At 64.6% G+C, this 18042-nt stretch carries 18 protein-coding genes and 1 other RNA gene; 12 read left to right on the top strand and 7 right to left on the bottom strand.

Annotated features, from left to right (window positions below; translation table 11 throughout):
• Positions 1 to 8: 8 nt before the first annotated feature.
• The 4 genes from ACVWWN_RS31250 to ACVWWN_RS31235 all read right to left on the bottom strand — a co-directional run bounded on the left by ACVWWN_RS31250 (position 9) and on the right by ACVWWN_RS31235 (position 4554).
• Positions 9 to 1217: an acyl-CoA dehydrogenase family protein gene (locus ACVWWN_RS31250; protein ID WP_457147306.1), complete on the bottom strand. Its 1209-nt coding sequence runs from the start codon at positions 1215 to 1217 to the stop codon at positions 9 to 11.
• A 41-nt stretch (positions 1218 to 1258) separates the two neighbouring features.
• The gene (locus ACVWWN_RS31245) at positions 1259 to 2647 is read right to left on the bottom strand and encodes an acyl-CoA dehydrogenase family protein (protein ID WP_457147305.1); all 1389 of its coding nucleotides are present in this window, start codon (positions 2645 to 2647) and stop codon (positions 1259 to 1261) included.
• A 749-nt stretch (positions 2648 to 3396) separates the two neighbouring features.
• Positions 3397 to 3699 carry a hypothetical protein gene (locus ACVWWN_RS31240; RefSeq protein ID WP_457147304.1) on the bottom strand — a complete coding sequence of 101 codons (303 nt, stop codon included), beginning with the start codon at positions 3697 to 3699 and terminating at the stop codon, positions 3397 to 3399.
• Positions 3700 to 3762: 63 nt separating this feature from the next.
• Positions 3763 to 4554 (bottom strand): inositol monophosphatase family protein, encoded by a 792-nt coding sequence (locus ACVWWN_RS31235; protein ID WP_457147303.1) that lies wholly within the window; start codon positions 4552 to 4554, stop codon positions 3763 to 3765.
• Positions 4555 to 4577: 23 nt separating this feature from the next.
• Between ACVWWN_RS31235 and ACVWWN_RS31230 the strand changes: the two genes are divergently transcribed.
• Positions 4578 to 4940 (top strand): hypothetical protein, encoded by a 363-nt coding sequence (locus tag ACVWWN_RS31230; RefSeq protein ID WP_457147302.1) that lies wholly within the window; start codon positions 4578 to 4580, stop codon positions 4938 to 4940.
• Here ACVWWN_RS31230 and ACVWWN_RS31225 read toward each other — a convergent pair.
• Positions 4937 to 6301, bottom strand: a complete 1365-nt coding sequence (locus ACVWWN_RS31225) for an FAD-dependent oxidoreductase (RefSeq protein ID WP_457147301.1) — start codon at positions 6299 to 6301, stop codon at positions 4937 to 4939. The genes ACVWWN_RS31230 and ACVWWN_RS31225 overlap by 4 nt on opposite strands.
• A 182-nt stretch (positions 6302 to 6483) precedes the next feature.
• Between ACVWWN_RS31225 and prfB the strand changes: the two genes are divergently transcribed.
• The 9 genes from prfB to ssrA all read left to right on the top strand — a co-directional run bounded on the left by prfB (position 6484) and on the right by ssrA (position 13458).
• The gene (gene prfB, locus ACVWWN_RS31220; RefSeq protein ID WP_457147300.1) at positions 6484 to 7590 is read left to right on the top strand and encodes a peptide chain release factor 2; all 1107 of its coding nucleotides are present in this window, start codon (positions 6484 to 6486) and stop codon (positions 7588 to 7590) included.
• Positions 7580 to 8575, top strand: a complete 996-nt coding sequence (locus ACVWWN_RS31215; RefSeq protein WP_457147299.1) for a mechanosensitive ion channel family protein — start codon at positions 7580 to 7582, stop codon at positions 8573 to 8575. The genes prfB and ACVWWN_RS31215 overlap by 11 nt, the downstream gene beginning before the upstream one ends.
• Positions 8572 to 9033 (top strand): hypothetical protein, encoded by a 462-nt coding sequence (locus ACVWWN_RS31210; RefSeq protein ID WP_457147298.1) that lies wholly within the window; start codon positions 8572 to 8574, stop codon positions 9031 to 9033. Before ACVWWN_RS31215 ends, ACVWWN_RS31210 begins: the two co-directional genes overlap by 4 nt.
• 32 nt (positions 9034 to 9065) lie before the next feature.
• Positions 9066 to 9755: a cell division ATP-binding protein FtsE gene (gene ftsE / locus ACVWWN_RS31205; RefSeq protein ID WP_457149349.1), complete on the top strand. Its 690-nt coding sequence runs from the start codon at positions 9066 to 9068 to the stop codon at positions 9753 to 9755.
• A complete protein-coding gene (gene ftsX / locus ACVWWN_RS31200; protein ID WP_457147297.1) occupies positions 9756 to 10649 on the top strand; it encodes a permease-like cell division protein FtsX in 894 nt (297 codons plus the stop codon).
• Between the two features lie 2 nt (positions 10650 to 10651).
• The gene (gene smpB, locus ACVWWN_RS31195) at positions 10652 to 11146 is read left to right on the top strand and encodes an SsrA-binding protein SmpB (protein WP_457147296.1); all 495 of its coding nucleotides are present in this window, start codon (positions 10652 to 10654) and stop codon (positions 11144 to 11146) included.
• A complete protein-coding gene (locus tag ACVWWN_RS31190) occupies positions 11143 to 11988 on the top strand; it encodes an EamA family transporter (protein ID WP_457149348.1) in 846 nt (281 codons plus the stop codon). The genes smpB and ACVWWN_RS31190 overlap by 4 nt, the downstream gene beginning before the upstream one ends.
• A 160-nt stretch (positions 11989 to 12148) precedes the next feature.
• The gene (locus ACVWWN_RS31185) at positions 12149 to 12994 is read left to right on the top strand and encodes a maleylpyruvate isomerase family mycothiol-dependent enzyme (RefSeq protein ID WP_457147295.1); all 846 of its coding nucleotides are present in this window, start codon (positions 12149 to 12151) and stop codon (positions 12992 to 12994) included.
• A gap of 95 nt (positions 12995 to 13089) precedes the next feature.
• Positions 13090 to 13458: a transfer-messenger RNA gene (gene ssrA / locus ACVWWN_RS31180) on the top strand.
• Positions 13459 to 13531: 73 nt separating this feature from the next.
• On the opposite strand, the gene ACVWWN_RS31175 is transcribed toward ssrA, so the two are convergent.
• A complete protein-coding gene (locus ACVWWN_RS31175; protein WP_457147294.1) occupies positions 13532 to 14065 on the bottom strand; it encodes a dihydrofolate reductase family protein in 534 nt (177 codons plus the stop codon).
• Positions 14066 to 14563: 498 nt separating this feature from the next.
• Here ACVWWN_RS31175 and ACVWWN_RS31170 point away from each other — a divergent pair, with 498 nt between their 5' ends.
• Complete coding sequence (locus ACVWWN_RS31170; RefSeq protein WP_457147293.1) at positions 14564 to 15568, top strand: glycosyltransferase family 4 protein; 1005 nt, start codon at positions 14564 to 14566, stop codon at positions 15566 to 15568.
• Complete coding sequence (locus ACVWWN_RS31165; RefSeq protein WP_457147292.1) at positions 15565 to 17301, top strand: alpha-glucosidase; 1737 nt, start codon at positions 15565 to 15567, stop codon at positions 17299 to 17301. The genes ACVWWN_RS31170 and ACVWWN_RS31165 overlap by 4 nt, the downstream gene beginning before the upstream one ends.
• Before the next feature lie 50 nt (positions 17302 to 17351).
• Here ACVWWN_RS31165 and ACVWWN_RS31160 read toward each other — a convergent pair whose 3' ends face one another.
• Complete coding sequence (locus ACVWWN_RS31160) at positions 17352 to 17858, bottom strand: STAS domain-containing protein (RefSeq protein ID WP_457147291.1); 507 nt, start codon at positions 17856 to 17858, stop codon at positions 17352 to 17354.
• Between the last annotated feature and the right edge of the window lie 184 nt (positions 17859 to 18042).

Below are 18042 nucleotides of genomic sequence, written 5' to 3'. Positions count from 1 at the left end.
GGGCGCGCTTACTTCAGTTCGGATGACGACAGGCCGAGTAGACGGCGGGCGACCACCAGTTGCTGAATCTGCTGGGTCCCCTCGAAGATATCCAGGATCTTCGAATCGCGCGCCCATTTCTCCAGCAGTGTTGCCTCGGAATACCCTGTGGTGCCCGCCATTTCGACAGCCTTCAAAGTGATGTCGCTGGCCACCCTGGCGGACTTGGCTTTGCCCATCGAGGCTTCCTTGGAGTTGGGGATGTTGTTGTCGGCCTGCCATGCCGAGCGCACCGTCAGCAGGTAACCGGCCTCCCAGTCGGCCTCCATCCGCAGGAACTCGGCGGCCGCCGCGCTCTGCGCATGGGCCGGCTTGTCGTAGGAGATGTCGACGCCGGCGTCGGTCAGGATCTTGCGCAGCTCCTCCAGGGCGGCGCGGGCGATTCCGACGGCCATCGCGGCCACTACCGGCCGAGTGTTGTCGAACGTCTCCATCACCCCGGCAAAACCCTTCTCCACGTGGACCTCCGGGCTGCCGAGCAGGTTGTCCTTGGGGATACGGGCATTGTCGAAGCGGATGACGGCGGTGTCGGACGCCTTGATGCCGAGCTTGTGCTCCAGCCGCTCGACCGTCACCCCGGGATGTTCGCGCGGGACGATGAACGACTTGATCGCCGCGCGACCGAGTGACTTGTCCAATGTCGCCCACACCACGATGTGGCTGGCTCGCGAGCCTGCGGTGACGAAGATCTTCTCGCCGTTGATCACATACTCGTCGCCGTCGAGCACCGCGGTCGTCGACACCGCAGCCGAGTCGGAGCCGAAGCCGGGTTCGGTGATCGCCATGGCAGCCCACACCTTGCCCAGGCGCTCCAACTGCTCGTCGGTCGCCACCCCGGATATCGCGGCGTTGCCCAGGCCCTGAAACGGCACTGACAGCATCAGTGCGACGTCTCCCCAGCTGACCTCGATCACGTTGAGGATCGCCGACATGTTGGCGCCGTTGTGGTTCTCGCTCTTGCCCTCGGCATCACGGAAAGCCTCGGCGCCCGCGAACGAGATGGTCTTGGCGTCCGAGATGCCTTCGAAAAGGCTTGCGAGCGTGTCGAGTTCGACCGGGTAGGCATGCTCTTTCAGGTCGTACTTGCGCGAGATCGGTCGTAGCATCTCGGCGGCGCCCTGGTGACCCTTCTCGATGACCGTCTGCAGCTTCTTGGGCATTTCCAGATTGATTGCCATGACAGGTCTTTCCGTTCGGTTCGTGAGGACCTCGATGATCCTCAGATGACGACGACGCCCTCGGCGACGCCGATCGCGCGCAGATCGCGGTACCAGCGTTCGACAGGGTGTTCCTTGGTGTAGCCGTGGCCGCCGAGCAGCTGCACACCGTCCAGGCCGATCTGCATGCCCTTGTCGGTGCCGAGCCGTTTGGCCAGTGCGGCCTCGCGGGCAAACGACAGGCCCTGGTCAGCGCGGGCCGCACCGCGCCAGGTGATCAGGCGCAGGCCGTCGAGTTCGATGGCGATGTTGGCGCACATGAACGCCACCGCCTGGCGACGGGCAATTGGCTCGCCGAACGCCTGTCGCTCCTTGACGTAGGGCACGACGTAGTCGAGCACCGCATGAGAGGTGCCGACCGCCAGCGCCGCCCAGCCGAGCCGGGCCAGCGCGATCGCCTCGGAGTAGATCCTGTCCTTCTCTGCCGGTGGCGCTTCGTCCTCGCCGAGGCGGGCGCCCAGCGGAACCGTGACATTGTCCAGTTCGATGCGTCCCAGCGCGGCGGGGCGAATCCCCATACTCGGGTCGGACTTGACGGACAGGCCCTGCGTGGACGATTCGACGATGAACAACGCAGGCTTGCCGTTCAGTTGGGCGCCCACGACGAAGAGTTCGGCGTCCGAGGCGGCGGGCACGAGGGATTTGACGCCGGACAGCCGGTATCCGCTAGGGGTGCGCACCGCGGTGGTCTTCAGCGCGGTCGGGTCGAACAGCGCCTGGGGCTCGGCGATCGCCACGCACGCCTGGGGGACGTGGTCGCCGGCGAACTCCTTGAGGTAGGTGGCCTGTTGATCGGCACTGCCCCAGTGGGTCAGGGCCGACGCGACGCCGCCGGGCGCCAGAATCGGTAGCGCCAGGCCCATATCGCCGTAGGAAAGCGCCTCGGCGACCAGCGCGTTGGTCACCGTCGAGCGCTGGGCGGCGATGCCGTCGAAATCCTCGGGGATGTTGATCGCGGTGATACCGAGTTCGGCCGCCTTGGTGATCAGCCCGGGCGGATAGCCGGCCGCGTCGTCGGCATCGCGGGCCGCCGGTCGCAGGATCTCATCGGCAAACTCCTCGACGGTCTCGACGATCATCTTCTGGTCCTCGTCGGGGGTCAGATCGAAGTAGTCCCCGCCGCTCGCCTTGAGCCGGGTCGGCGCCTTTCCTACGCCTTGGATCCGCTTGAACTGACGCGTCGACGCGCCGGCGGCGGAAAACGCTTGCTTGATGCCGTATTTCAGGCCGCGGTTGAGCGGATCGCGCAGGTGATAACGGTCCAGGAACTCCTGACCGACGATGGGGGTGATCAGCGCCAACCCGACGTCGATCGCCGTCCGCTGGTGCTTCTGCTTGCCCACGGCGCTTTCGTGCCCGGTGCGCTTTTTGGGCGGCAAGGTGTTCGTCATTGTCAGCTGCCTCGCTAGACGTCGGAAGTGCGCAATCACGCAGCTGACTCCAGAGTAAGGTACCCGAACTGACTCCCGAGTAAGATCGGCGCTTTTGTTACTCAACTCACAAGCGTTGCGCCAACCAGATTCACGGCCGCCGGGCGCGGTAGCCGGGTCATAGATCAGCAGCATCTCGATCTGCACCGGAGTCTCGGGCCACTCTGCGCGAAGCGGGCCAGCTCAGCTGCTGCACTCGCGCTCCGTTCTCCATCGACCCTGCTGTCGTCAGGTTCTGCCGACCACGTCCGGTTCAGTCGCTAATCGCGTTTGCGAGGGAGATCAGCTCCATCTCGGCCAGTGTTTCCTGCACGGCCCGGCATCTCGTAGAAATAGCACGGAGTATTGAAGTCTCGAGTTCGTCGTGCAGCAATCTGCACCTGCGACAGATCGATGCCGACCACCCGAGCCTGCTGACGCGCCGCCGCGTACGGAATCAGGTTCCCCTTGCGGCACAGCCCATTCAAGGCCGCGAGCCGAAGGCACTTCGGGTGGGGCCAGGCCGAACAAGTAGGTGATCGCCGCCAGCTGTCCCGGCGGCGATTGCGGAAACGAGTTCGATGTGTACGGCGTCATCTCGTAGGTGGCACGCGGCAGGTCGACCGCGTCGTCGTCGGCGGAGCGCGCGTGCGTGTGGTCAGCAGGACGAGTCGATGCCATGCTTGCTGTGATAGGCCGTCGAACTGACGATATGAATCCCGTGCGCTCGCTCAGCCGCCGTCGTGGTTGGGACACACGACGTCGACGTACACCGTGGTGAACATCGCCGTGGCAGGCGGCGCATCGCCGGGGTCGTCGATGCCGGTCACCCGGCACAGCGACAGTGGTTTGGTGTCGAAACCGTTCACCCAGTTGATTTCCACGTTGTAACCCTGGGTCTGCAACTCATCGATGACGGTGTCGGCGGGCCCGTCGATGTTGGCGGACGGCGCCGCCGTCGCCATCGGCGCGACGGCGACCGGGGTGATACAGCACGCGGCCAGCGCCACCATTCGTCGTGAGATGAGCAACATGCGCTCAAAGGTCCTCGCCGCAGCGCCGGATGGGCCGTGTAGTCCCTGAGAACATGCCCTCAATCAGTTCGCGCGACGGTGGCCCAGCCTGGTCAGCACCGCCTTGTGGAGCAATCCGTTGGTCGCGACGGCGCTTCCCGTGTGGGGGCCGGTGCTGCCATCCAGACCGGAGAACGCGCCACCCGCCTCGCGGACAAGAATGTCGAGCGGCGCCAGATCCCACAGCTTGACCTCCGGCTCGACGGCGATATCGGCCGCGCCCTCGGCGACGAGGCAGTACGACCAGAAGTCTCCATAGCCGCGAACCCGCCATACTGTGTCGGTCAACTCGAGGAAACGCGCCCGCAGATCGTCCCAGCCGGTGGTCAGGTCGGAGTACGACAGGCTCGCTGAACCGAGGTCGTCGACGCCGGAGACAGTGATGCGTCGGGTCGCCCCGCCGAACGACGTGAACGCGCCCCCGCCGGCCCCGGCCCACCATCTGCGTCCCAGTGCCGGCGCACTCACCACGCCGACCGTGGGGACACCGTCGAGCAGGAGCGCGATCAATGTCGCCCAGACGGGCACGCCGCGAACGAAGTTCTTGGTGCCGTCGATGGGATCGACGACCCACTGCCGACCGCTGAACGTGGTTGTCCCACCATACTCTTCGCCGAGCACCGCATCATCGCGGCGATGCGTCGCCAGCGACGCCCGCAGAACCTCCTCGGCCGATCTGTCCGCGTCTGTGACCGGGGTCAGGTCGGGTTTGGTTTCGATCCGCAGATCCAGAGCGCCGAACCGCTCCATGGTCAACGCATCGGCCTGATCGGCCATCCGCAACGCCAGGGCGACATCATCTGCGACGGAGCTCATGGCTGCAGTCCTACCATGACGGGGTGTGGGAATTCGCGATGGTGCTTTTGCTCGTGGGGGCAATCGTCCTTCTGGCAGCGCCGAGGATCATGCGCCGTCGCGGGACCGGCAGCAACTGGGTGCCAGGGACGCTCTTGGTGACCGGCGTCAGTCCGCGGCCGGACGGGGTCACCGGTGTGCAGTACAGCACGATCACCGGAGTCATCAACGGTCCGACGACCAACGAACACGTGGTCTATCAGCGGCTCGAAGTAGACGTCGACCAATGGCCGTCAATGGGGCAGTTGTTCCCGGTGATCTACGCACCGAACAACCCCGACAACTGGAGGTTCGCCCCGCAGGAGCAAACGCCGCCACCGGGACCGCCGCCTCCGCAGGTCTACTAGCCGTGGCCGATGCGCAGCAGTTCGGCAACGCTGGTCAGCTTGACCCGCGGCCGGCCCGAGCCTTCTCCCGTCGCCCGCTCGTGCTCGTCGATCAGCTTCCAGTGGTCGTCGGTGACCAGTTTCGGCTGCCGCGACAGTAGCCATTCGACCAACTTCTCCGAACGGTCCGCTCCGACGTCTGGCGGTTCGGCGCCGCGCAGGTCTTCGGTCAGGGTGTCGACGGTCTGCTGCGAGTCTTTCTTGTTGGTCCCGATTACGCCGGTGGGGCCCCGTTTGATCCAGCCGACCACGTATTCATTGCGGCTGCCGTCGATGCGGCCGTCGGTGTGCGGAATCGTGCCGCTGCGCTCGTCGAACGGCAGGCCGGGCGTGGGCACACCCCGGTACCCGACGGCACGCACGATCAACTGCGCAGGCACCTCTTCGCGCTCGCCGGTGTCCTTGGCGACGATGCGTCCGTTGTCGTCGACCAGTTCGTTGCGGCCGAGCACGATCGATTCCACCTTGCCGTGGCCCTTGATCTCGACGGGCGACGTCCGGAACCGGAACACGATGCGGCGCTTGGCCCCTCGCGGCTCACGGTCGGCGTAACCACGCAACACCTTGATGTTGTTGCGGACCGTTTTGCCCGCCGCCTCCAGATCCTCGTGGGAGATGTCGGCGAAATCGGCCGGATCGACGACCACGTCCACATCGGCCAGACCCTCGAGGTCGCCGAGTTCGCGCAACTCGAGCGTGGTGAACGGGGCCTGCAGCGGCCCCCGTCTGCCGACGATGAGCACCTCCTCGACACCACGGGCATGGAGGGACTCCAGGGCATGGTCGGCGATATCGGTCAAGCCCAGCACGTCGGGATCGGTGACCAGGATGCGGGCCACATCCAGCGCGACGTTGCCGTTGCCCACGACGACCGCACGGCCGCTGGAGATGTCCGGGGCCATCTCCTGGAAGTGCGGGTGAGCGTTGTACCAGCCCACGAAATCGACCGCGGCGACGCTGCCCGGCAGATCCTCGCCAGGAATGCCCAGCGATCGGTCGGACTGCGCCCCGACGGCGTAGATCACCGCGTCATAGCGCTCGGCCAGCTCGCCGGCCGCGACGTGGTCGCCGACCACGATGTTGCCGAAGAACCGGAACCGCGGATCGTTCGCCGTCTTCTCGAACTGGGCGCTGATCGACTTGATCTTCGGGTGGTCCGGCGCGACGCCGGAACGCACCAGCCCCCACGGGGTGGGCAGCATCTCCAGCATGTCGACGCGCACGTCGGCGTCATCGGTCGCATCGGCGAACTTCAGCAGGGACGCCGCGGCAAAGTAACCCGAAGGGCCTGAGCCGACGATCGCCACATGGTATGGGCGCATACGCAAAGCCTTCTGTTGCGAGCCCGGCTACGCGCAAGGGGCTGTCGCGTCGCCGCCGGGCTGGTTGCCATACCGATGCTAAACGTGCGCCCTGTCCGTCGCGCCCAGTGACGGCGAACTGGCGCGGCGCGGTGGGGCAGGACCGGAACGACCGGGGGAAAGGGTGAGTAACCTGAACTCCCGTGGAACCCGACCGTCAAGCCGATCTCGCCGCCCTCGACTCCACCCTGACCACGGTGGAGCGGGTGCTCGACGTCGAGGGGCTGCGCGGCCGCATCGAGAAGCTGGAGACCGAGGCCTCCGACCCGAACCTGTGGGACGACCAAAACCGCGCCCAGAAGGTCACCAGCGAGCTGTCGCACACCCAGGGTGAGCTGCGCCGCGTCGAGGAGCTACGGCAGCGCCTCGACGATCTGCCGGTCCTTTACGAGCTGGCCACCGAAGAGGGTGCAGCCGATGAACTCGCCGAGGCCGACACCGAGCTGAAGAAGCTGCGCGAGGACATCGAGGCGATGGAAGTGCGCACGTTGCTGTCGGGGGAGTACGACGAGCGCGAGGCGCTGGTCAACATCCGCTCGGGCGCGGGCGGCGTGGATGCCGCGGACTGGGCCGAGATGTTGATGAGGATGTACATCCGCTGGGCGGAGCAGCACAAGTATCCGGTCGAGGTGTTCGATACGTCCTACGCCGAAGAGGCCGGCATCAAGAGCGCGACGTTCGCTGTGCACACGCCGTTCGCCTACGGGACATTGTCGGTGGAGCAGGGTACGCACCGGCTGGTCCGGATCAGCCCGTTCGACAACCAGGGCCGCCGCCAGACGTCATTCGCCGAAGTCGAGGTTCTGCCGGTCACCGAGACCACCGACCACATCGAGATTCCGGAGACCGACGTGCGTGTCGACGTGTACCGCTCCAGCGGTCCCGGCGGTCAGTCGGTCAACACCACCGACTCGGCAGTTCGACTCACCCACATCCCTACCGGTATCGTGGTTACCTGCCAGAACGAGAAGTCCCAGCTGCAGAACAAGGTGTCTGCGATGCGCGTTCTACAGGCAAAATTGTTGGAGCGCAAGCGTTTAGAAGAGCGTGCCGAGATGGATGCCCTGAAGGGTGACGGTGGCAGCTCGTGGGGTAACCAGATGCGTTCCTACGTGTTGCACCCGTACCAAATGGTGAAGGACCTGCGCACCGAGTACGAAGTCGGGAATCCGGCGGCTGTGCTCGACGGAGATATCGACGGCTTCTTGGAGGCCGGAATCCGGTGGCGCAATAGGAAAGATGACGAATAGCACCGTACTTGCATTTTCGATGGCCGATCGTTGGCACGGTTTTTGGGCCGGCGACATTGGCGTGTGGATTCTGGAAAGAGGCGTCCGAATCGGCCTGCTGCTGATCGGTGGCCTGCTGGCCGCCCGCTTCATCAACTGGGGCGCGCAGCGGATTGTGCGCCGCATCGACGTCCAATATCAGGAAAGCGAAGAGCTGGTGCGCTCGGAGAGCACCAAGCACCGGCAGGCCGTCGCCTCGGTGATCTCCTGGGTGTCGGTCGCTCTGCTGTTCGTCGTGGTGGCGGTGGAGATCACCGACATCCTGGCGATTCCGGTGGGGTCGCTGGTGGCGCCCGCAGCGGTGCTGGGCGCGGCGCTCGGGTTCGGTGCGCAGCGCATCGTGCAGGATCTGCTCGCCGGGTTCTTCATCATCACTGAGAAGCAGTACGGCTTCGGTGACCTGGTAGCCCTGACGGTAGCCGGAATCGCCGCCCCGGCCGAGGGCACGGTCGAGGATGTGACGCTACGAGTCACCAAGCTCCGCTCCTCCGAGGGTGAGATGTTCACCATCCCGAACGGTCAGATCGTGAAGTCGGTCAATCTGTCGAAGGACTGGGCCCGCGCGGTCATCGACATCCCGGTGCCGACGTCGGCTGATCTCAACGTCGTCAACGACCTCCTGCACGAAGTGACGGACAACGCGATGGACGATCCAGCGCTGCACGACCTGCTGCTCGACGCGCCGCAGTTGATGGGCGTGGAGAGCATCGAGCTGGAAACCGTGACCTTGCGGATGGTCGCGCGCACACTGCCCGGTAAGCAGTTCGAGGTCGGACGGCGGCTGCGGGTACTGGTCATCCGCGCGTTGCGCCGCGCGGGCATCACCGCGCCGTCGGACGGACAGACTCCGATGGTCGCGGCAATCCCGCATCCGTCGGAGGTTCACGAGAATCCTGAAGACACCCAAGAAACAGAGACCCGCGCCTCCCCGGAGCAAAAACGGTGACTTCGTGGCTGAAGGCCAGGCTGGGCCGCATGCGGGTGTCGACGGCTGTGCTGATCGTCGCGTTCATCGCGCTGTTCTGGGTGCAGCAGACGTTCGAGCCGAAACCCGCGGCGCCGGCGCCGGCGATCGTGCCGCCCGGCTTCGTGCCGGATCCCAACTACACGTGGGTGCCAAGGACCAATGTGCGGCCCAAGGAGCCGGAATATCCGATCGCGACCACCACAACGACCAGCCCGACCACGACGAGCCCGACCGAGACGACGTCACCCACCGAGATCACCAGCCCGACTTCGCCGACGGATACCACGGACACGACGCCGTCGACCGCGGTCACCGACCCTGATGGTCCTGGCCCGTTGCTGCCGCAGACCGCTCCTGCGACGCCGTCGCCGATACCGGCCACGTCGCCCGCTCCCGGCTCGGGACCGGCGGCGCCGGCGCCCGCGTTGCCGCGGTAGCTCGGCCGTCCCCGCTACACTGGCGTGCCGTGATGATCACCCTTGACCATGTGTCCAAGCAGTACAAGTCGTCGGCACGCCCCGCGCTCGACAACGTCTCGGTCAAGATCGACAAGGGTGAGTTCGTCTTCCTCATCGGCCCGTCCGGGTCGGGCAAGTCGACGTTCATGAGGCTGCTGCTCGCCGAGGACTCACCGAGCCAGGGCGATATCCGGGTGTCGAAGTTTCACGTCAACAAGCTTTCCGGCCGCCATATCCCCGGGCTGCGCCAGGTCATCGGCTGCGTGTTCCAGGACTTCCGGCTGCTGCAGCAGAAGACCGTCTTCGACAACGTCGCGTTCGCACTCGAGGTCATCGGCAAGCGCGGGGACGTGATCAACCGGGTGGTGCCGGACGTGCTGGAGATGGTAGGCCTGTCCGGCAAGGCCAACCGGCTGCCCGGCGAACTGTCCGGCGGTGAGCAACAGCGAGTCGCCATCGCCCGCGCGTTCGTGAACCGGCCGCTGGTGTTGTTGGCCGACGAGCCGACCGGCAACCTCGACCCCGAGACCAGCAAGGACATCATGGATCTGCTCGAACGCATCAACCGCACCGGGACGACGGTGCTGATGGCCACCCACGACCATCACATCGTCGACTCGATGCGCCAGCGCGTCGTCGAGCTGGAACTCGGCAGGCTGATTCGCGACGAACAGCGCGGCGTCTATGGAATGGATCGCTAAGTGCGCTTCAGCTTCCTCGTCAATGAGGTCCTGACCGGCCTTCGCCGCAACGTCACGATGACGATTGCGATGATCCTGACCACCGCCATCTCGATCGGGCTGTTCGGCGGCGGCCTGCTGGTCGTGCGGTTGGCCGACCAGTCGCGGAACATCTATCTCGATCGCGTGGAGAGCCAGGTCTTCCTGACCAACGACGTGTCGGCCAACGATCCCACCTGCGACGCGGACCCGTGCAAAGGTCTGCGGGCGCAGATCGAAGGCCGCGACGACGTGCGCTCCGTGCGGTTCCTGAACCGCGACGACGCCTACAACGATGCGATCAAGAAGTTCCCGCAGTACAAGGATGTGGCGGGTAAGGACGCATTCCCTGCGTCGTTCATCGTCAAGTTGGACAATCCAGAGCAGCACAAGGATTTCGACGAGGCGATGGTCGGCCGGCCCGGCGTGCTCAACGTGCTCAATCAGAAGGACTTGATCGACCGGCTCTTTGCGGTGCTCGACGGCCTGTCCAACGCGGCGTTCGCGGTCGCATTGGTGCAGGCGATCGGCGCAGTCCTGTTGATAGCCAACATGGTTCAAGTGGCGGCGTATACCCGCCGTACCGAGATCGGCATCATGCGTCTCGTCGGCGCGAGCCGTTGGTACACGCAGCTGCCGTTCCTGGTGGAGGCGATGCTGGCCGCCTTCGTCGGTGTACTCATCTCGATCTTCGGGCTGATCCTGGTGCGGGCACTGTTCCTGGAGAACGCCCTGGATCAGTTCTACCGAGCCAATCTGATTGCCAGGATCGATTACGCAGACATCCTCTACATCTCACCGTTCCTGTTGATAGTCGGTGTGGCAATGGCCGGTGTCACCGCCTATGCCACCCTGCGCCTCTACGTGCGTCGTTAGCCGTGGCCAAGAAAGCGGACCCGACGCGGTCGAGCAACAACAAGGTCGTCGCGACCAACCGCAAAGCGCGGCACAACTATTCGATCCTCGAAACGTTCGAGGCCGGCGTGGCATTGGTAGGAACCGAGGTGAAAAGCCTGCGGGACGGGCAGGCATCGCTGGCAGACGCGTTCGCGACGGTTGACGACGGCGAGATCTGGCTGCGCAATCTGCACATACCGGAATATCACCACGGCAGCTGGACAAACCACGCGCCGCGGCGCAACCGAAAGCTGTTGCTGCACCGCAAGCAGATCGACAACCTGGTCGGCAAGATCCGCGACGGCAACCTCACCCTGGTCCCCCTGTCGCTCTACTTCACCGAGGGCAAGGTCAAGGTCGAGCTCGCCCTGGCCCGCGGCAAGCAGGCCCACGACAAGCGGCAGGACATGGCCCGCCGGGACGCACAGCGCGAGGTGACCCGCGAACTGGGCCGGCGTGCCAAGGGCATGGCCTGATCGGCGTTGCCCTGGCCCTGGCGTCCGCACTGGGCTACGGCGTCAGTGATTTCGTCGGCGGCCTGGCATCGCGGCGGGTCGCGGCCCTGCGCGTGGTGCTGGTGTCCTATCCGATCGCGCTGGTGCTGTTGACAGTCGTGGCCACGCCCGTCGGCGGCGACATCACCAAGGGGGCGGTGCTTTGGGGTGTCCTGTGCGGCATTTCGCAGGCCTTCGGCGTCTGGTGGTTCTACGCCGCCCTCGGCGCCGGTCCGATCTCGGTGGTGTCACCGCTGACCGCCATCCTGGTCGCCGGCATTCCTGTCGGTGCCGGCATTGTGCTGGGAGAGCGACCGGGCGTTGTCGCCGGCGTCGGGATCGTGCTGGCGCTGGTCGCGGTAGTGCTGGTCAGCCGCGAAGCGACCGACGAGGATGTCACACCGCACACCTTCACGGCCAAGGTCGCCTGGCTGACCCTCGGTTCTGGTGTCGCGTTCGGACTGAATTTCGTGCTGATCCACCAGGCGCCCGTTGAGGCCAGGCTCTGGCCGCTGGTTTTCGCGCGCGCATCGGCGACCGTGGTGGTGGTGATGGTGGCGGCGGTTAGCGACAACCTGCGTCCACCGACCGGCCCGCCGCTGCGCCTTGCCGTCACGGCGGCGATGCTGGACACAGCGGCAAATATTGCCGCGTTGCTGGCGTTGCAGGCTTCGTTGCTTTCACTGGCCGGTGTGCTGATGTCGCTGTATCCAGCGGCGACGGTGTTGCTGGCGATTGTGTTGCTGCGGGAGCGGGTGACGCGCTGGCAGGCGCTCGGGATGGTGCTGGCATTAGCGGCTGTCGCGATGATCGCCTCGAATTAACGGGAACGGAATATTTGCCGGACGGAAGTGTTCCCATCACGGCTCGAGCATCGAGCACCCGCTGGGATAGGGCATCATGGCAAGAACGATGTGGGCTTGACCGCCACTTTCGAATTCAATTTCGGGCACGCTAGTCGGCCGCGAGCGCTACGTTCGCGCCATGAGTGGCCCCTCACGTCCGGTGACGAATCTCGACAAGACCGCGACTCTGGACGGCTTGTTCGCCGTCTGGGATGACATCGACACGCTGCTCGACGGGCTGGGGGAGCAGCACTGGCAAACGCACACCTCGCTGCCGGGATGGGACGTTCACGACGTGACGTCACATCTGATCGGCACCGAGTCGATGTTGCAGGGTGCCGCGACACCCGAGGCCGACGTGGACATCTCGACGCTCAAGCATGTGCGCAACGATATCGGCGTGCTCAACGAACGCTGGGTGCGCAAGTTACGCGGTGTCGGGCCCGCAGATCTGCTGGAGCGGTTCCGCACGACGACTGCACAGCGACGAAAAGCGTTGTCGGGCATGGACGACGACGCGTGGAACCAGATCACGGCGACACCGGCCGGGCCCGACACCTACGGCCGGTTCATGCGTGTGCGCGTCTTCGACTGCTGGATGCACGAAATCGATATTCGTGACGCCATCGGGCAGCCCGACGCGAACTTCGCGGGTGCCTCATCGCCCCTTGCGCTCGATGAGATGGCGGCCAGCATGGGGTTCGTCGTCGGCAAGCTCGGTGGAGCGCCCGACGGCTCGCGGGTCGCCATCGAGTTGACCGGCCCACTCGCCCGCACCATCCACGTTGATGTGCAGGGTCGCGCGAAGGTTGTCGACGATTTCGGCGGCGATGAGCCGACGGCGACGATCCGGCTCGACGGAGTGCTCTTCAGCCGGTTGGCGGGTGGACGTACGACGCCGGGCCGACACGCAGACGCCATCGCTTACGGCGGCGACCGGGACGTGGGCGAGCGGATCGTCGAGCACCTCAACTACGTCATTTGAACTGGGGAAACCAGACCGGTCGGGATGAAATTGGTGCGGCGATTCGTTGCACATCGAGTACCATGGAATCCTGCCGAAAGTCGGTAGGGATGCGAGGGGCTGAACGGTTTCGACTTCGCGCATCGAATCAAGGGAAGCGTGCCGGTGCAGGCAAGAGACCACCGTAAGCGTCGTTGCATCCAATTAAGCGCCGATTCCAATCAGCGCGACTTCGCCCTCGCTGCCTAAGCGACGGTGAGTCTGTCAGACCGGGAGCGCCCTCGGCCCGGACCCTGGCATCAGCTAGAGGGACAAACCGATACGTCCGGTCGCGGGACATATCGGGACACCAAACAGCGACTGGGATCGTCATCCTGACTTGTTCGCGTGATCAGGAGATCCGAGTAGAGACATAGCGGACTGCGCACGGAGAAGCCTCGAGGGAATGCCGTAGGACCCGGGTTCGATTCCCGGCAGCTCCACCGGAAAGAAGCAGGTCAGGCCCATAAAGCCTGACCTGCTTCTCATTTCGGCATCCGCAGCTGTGCCTCTGACGGTCTATCCGGCCGTCGGCTGGTATGCCAGCCTCACCATGCCGGATGCGTATGTCGTCGCCGAGATCAGGCGCAGTCGAAGGGGGAGTTCGCCTGCATGGAACGGCCTCACGCCGTCGCCCCAGATGTAGGGATGTATCCAGAACCTCGCCTCGGCGACGAGGTTCTGATGCGCAAGGTAGTTCGCCAGTTCTCCGATTCCGTAGAGAATCACGTCGCCGGAATAGCGCTTCTTCAGGGCCGCGACGTCGTCGGCGAGATCAGCGCCGAGCAGTTGAGCGTTCCATCTCAACGGCTCCTTCAGGGTGCGCGAGGCAACGTGTTTGGGCATCGGATTGATCAGTTTCGCCCATTCGTCGTCCGATTTCGGCCAGAAGTCGGCGAGCTTTTCGTAGGTTTCTCGACCGAGGATGATGGCGTCGGCCGCACTCAGTTGGGCGAGGCCGTCGGCCATCGCCAGGTCTGGCTGAAACCACCCCTCCAGGGGATCAATCACCATGTCCGCCGTCATGTTTGCCGACACGATCAGCCTGCCCATCGCGATACCTCCTCGTCTGGCTCCTGCATATGGAGACTGAGCAGACGGCATGAACTCATCGACCGATCTCGCGCGACGACGGGTCGAGCGGCCACTGTGCGTCGACTGCGTGCGTTGACGATTCGCACGGGGTGGTTGGCCAAAGCGCTGTTGATGCCATCAATAGCTTTCGCCTATCCGCAGGTCATCTCGCGTAACGTCCCGTCGTTTCGTGTAGTCAAGGTCAACGTTTACGCTGGTCAAGCTTATGTCCGCGCCGAGTTCGATTCCCGGCAACTCCACCGGACAGGTGCGGGCCAAGACTGAGAAGTCCTGCCCGCATCGCATTTCAGGTCAACACCCGCGTCGCCACAGCTTGGCGATAGGCCGCCGACGGGGCCTCTTCTGTATCCGGCCGGCTCCCGGCAGTTTCTGCAGCTAGCTCGGGGGGATTCGTTGTCCGGGTAGCCTGGGCACATTCCCATCCAAGGCGACGTTGACGGCCCGATCCGAGTCGCCGTGCTGGCGCCGATCGCATGGAGGACACCGCCTCGCCACTACGGGCCGTGGGAGCAGTTCGCCTCGTTGCTCACCGAGGGTTTGGCGGCGGCCGGCCATCACGTCACGCTGTTCGCCACCGCAGACTCCATCACCACGGCGAGCCTGCATGCAACCGCGCAGCGCGGCTGGTCTGAGGACGCCAGGATCGACGCCAAGGTTGCCGAGTGCCTGCACATCGCGTCGGCGTTTGAGCGCGCCGGCGAGTTCGACATCATCCACAACGGGTTCGACTTCCTGCCGCTCACGTACAGCGATCTCGTCAGGGTGCCGGTGGTCACCACGATCCACGGGTTCTCGTCCGACCGGATCATTCCTGTCTACGAGCGCTACGACAGCACCACTACTTATGTCTCGATCAGTGACGCCGATCGCCACCCGAATCTGAATTACGCCGCCACCATCCACCACGGGATCGATATCGACGAGTTCGCGATCCATCCACGGCCCGGCGAACACCTGCTGTTCTTCGGACGGGTCCACGCCGACAAAGGCACCGCGCAGGCGATCGAGGTCGCCCGCCGATGTGGCCGCCGACTCGACATCGCCGGGATCATCCAGGACGACGAGTACTTCCGCGACGAGGTCGCGCCGCACATCGACGGCGAGCAGGTGCGCTACCTCGGACCTGTCGACGCCTCTACGCGCGCCGAGGTGCTGGGCGGTGCGCACGCGCTGCTCCACCTGATCGACTTCGACGAGCCGTTCGGCTACAGCGTTGTCGAAGCGATGGCCTGTGGCACACCGGTTATCGCCAACTGGAGAGGCTCGATGGGCGAGCTGATCGCGAACGGCGTCACCGGCTTTCTCGTCGACGGCATCGATTCGGCGGTGGCCGCGGTCGCTGCAGCAGCCGAGCTCGACCGGCGCGAGATCGCCGAACTGGCCGCCGAACGCTTCACGGTCACCACCATGATCGACAAGTACGTCAAGGTCTACCGCGACGTCATCGGCAATCGACAGTGAACCTGGGCGACCAACCCGACGCTGCCTGGTGGAAGTCTGCTGTCGTCTATCAGATCTATCCGCGCAGCTTCGCCGACTCAAACGGCGACGGGTTCGGTGATCTGGGCGGCATCACCGGACGGCTTGACTATTTACAGTCGCTCGGGGTCGACGTGATCTGGTTGTCACCGATCTACCGTTCACCCCAGGCCGACAACGGATACGACATCAGTGACTACCGCGATATCGATCCGCTGTTCGGCACCCTCGCCGATTTCGACGCGCTGCTCGCCAAGGTGCACGACCTCGGGATGAAGCTGGTGATGGACCTCGTGGTCAACCACTCCTCGGACGAGCACCCGTGGTTCGTCGAGTCGCGTTCATCCCGCGACAACTTGAAGCGCGGTTGGTACATCTGGCGCGACGCCCGTGACGGCGCCGAGCCCAACAACTGGGGCTCGTTCTTCGGGGGATCGGCGTGGGCCTGGGAACAGAACACCGGCCAGTACTACCTGCATCTGTTCGACCGTAAGCAACCCGACCTGAACTGGGAGAACCCGGAATTGCGGACGGCCGTCCACGACCTCATGGGCTGGTGGCTCGACCGCGGCGTCGACGGCTTCCGGATGGACGTCATCAACTTCATCTCCAAAGCCGAGGGGCTTTCAGACGCACCGGCGATCCCGGGACAGCGGTTCGTCAGTGCCATGGACAAGTTCGTCGATGGGCCGCACGTGCACGACTATCTCGCCGAGATGACGCGCGTGGTGTTCGGCGGCCGCGACGGCGAGTTCCTCACGGTCGGCGAAATGCCGGGTGTCACAACTGAACAAGCGCGGCTCTACACCGATCCGGCTCGAGGTGAGCTGAACATGGTCTTTCAGTTCGAGCACGTGTCCGTCGACCAGGGCCCAGGGGGCAAATTCGACTACCTCGGCCTCGACCTGGTAGTCCTGAAGAAGGCGATCCATCGGTGGCAAGCGGCGTTGGCGGAAACCGGTTGGAACAGCCTGTATTGGAACAACCACGACCAGCCTCGCGTCGTGTCCCGGTTCGGCGACGACCACCCCGACTACTGGGCGGCGTCGGCGAAGGCACTTGCGACTGTGCTGCATGGTATGCGTGGCACCCCGTTCGTTTACCAGGGCGAGGAACTTGGAATGACGAACTATCCGTTCCGGAATCTGCAGGACCACAAGGATATTGAGGCGTTAAGCTACTACCAAAGCGTGCTCGCAGCCGGGGGTGACGAAGGTGCGGCGCTCGCCGGTCTCGCCAAGATGAGCCGCGACAACGCCCGCACACCGATGCAATGGGACGCGGGACCGAACGCTGGATTCACCACCGGATATCCATGGCTGCCGGTCAATCCCAACCATACCTGGCTGAACGCCGCAGCCCAAATCAACACAGCGGAAACGGTTTTCACGCACTATCAAGCTCTTATTCGCCTCCGCCACGCGCTGCCCATCCTGGTGCACGGCGGCTTTACGCCCGTGATGGAGCATGACCCGCAGATCTGGGCGTACACCAGGAACACCCCGAACAGAAAACTCCTCGTGATCGCCAACTGCGGACGCCATCCTCGGACCGTCGAAATCGGCCCAGAATGGATCATGGCCGATCTGCTCCTCGGCAATCTGCCGGATGCCCCTGCCGCGTCGACGTCAACATCATGCTCTTCGCGCGAGCGCTCATCGACATCACTCGAGTTGGCCGGCTGGGACGCGCGCATCTATTCCGCCGGCGGTTGACGGACCAGTCGGGACCCAACGGAACGCCCCCGGATCAGCAGGCGACGCCCTCAACGAAGATCGCGCAACGCGTCCGCGAGTGTGGGATACAGCGCCAGGACAGTGTCAATTCCGAGCAGCCTGATCGGCCTGCTCGTAGCGGCCCCTTCTGCGACTGTCCCGAAGCGTACTGACATCGCATCAGCCGCTTCCCGCGCCGCTACCAGAACACTGATTCCGACGACGGAGAGGAACTCCACGTCCGTGAGGTCAACGATAAATCCGGCCGGCGCCTTCCCCAGCGCGGCACAGATTGCCTCCGCCAACTGAGGAGCGCTGAGCAAGTCGACCGCTCCACCAACCGCCAACACTACGACTCCTTCGCTGCAATGTTCGCGCACCGTGAAGCTCTCCTGATGCGCGCAGACGGCGGAGGTGGTCGGCTTGGCGAAGTGATCGTCCATGGGGGAGCTCGTCTTGATCATTCCAAGGTTGATCATGGCCGTTAGCCTCTCCGAGTCGCGCTGCCATGCGCCTGGACGGGATCCCGTCGAGCGCTCGCGCGAGCTGACCGCCATTCAACACCCCTAGGGGCTGTGTAGTCACACCCTTAGGGAGGTAGTTTGAAGCACACGGCCCATCTATCGAAGACGTTGCCGGCGCGGGTGCGTTTGAGCCAAGTGGGCCCGGCGGGCGACCGATGTGATCGCAATGTCGTGAGGTTGGTGCGGCACCGCGCTCTCTGGATACCTCGATCCGACA

It is taken from the genome of Mycobacterium sp. URHB0021, from assembly GCF_054057895.1.
This window is presented reverse-complemented; position numbering and strand designations above follow the sequence as displayed.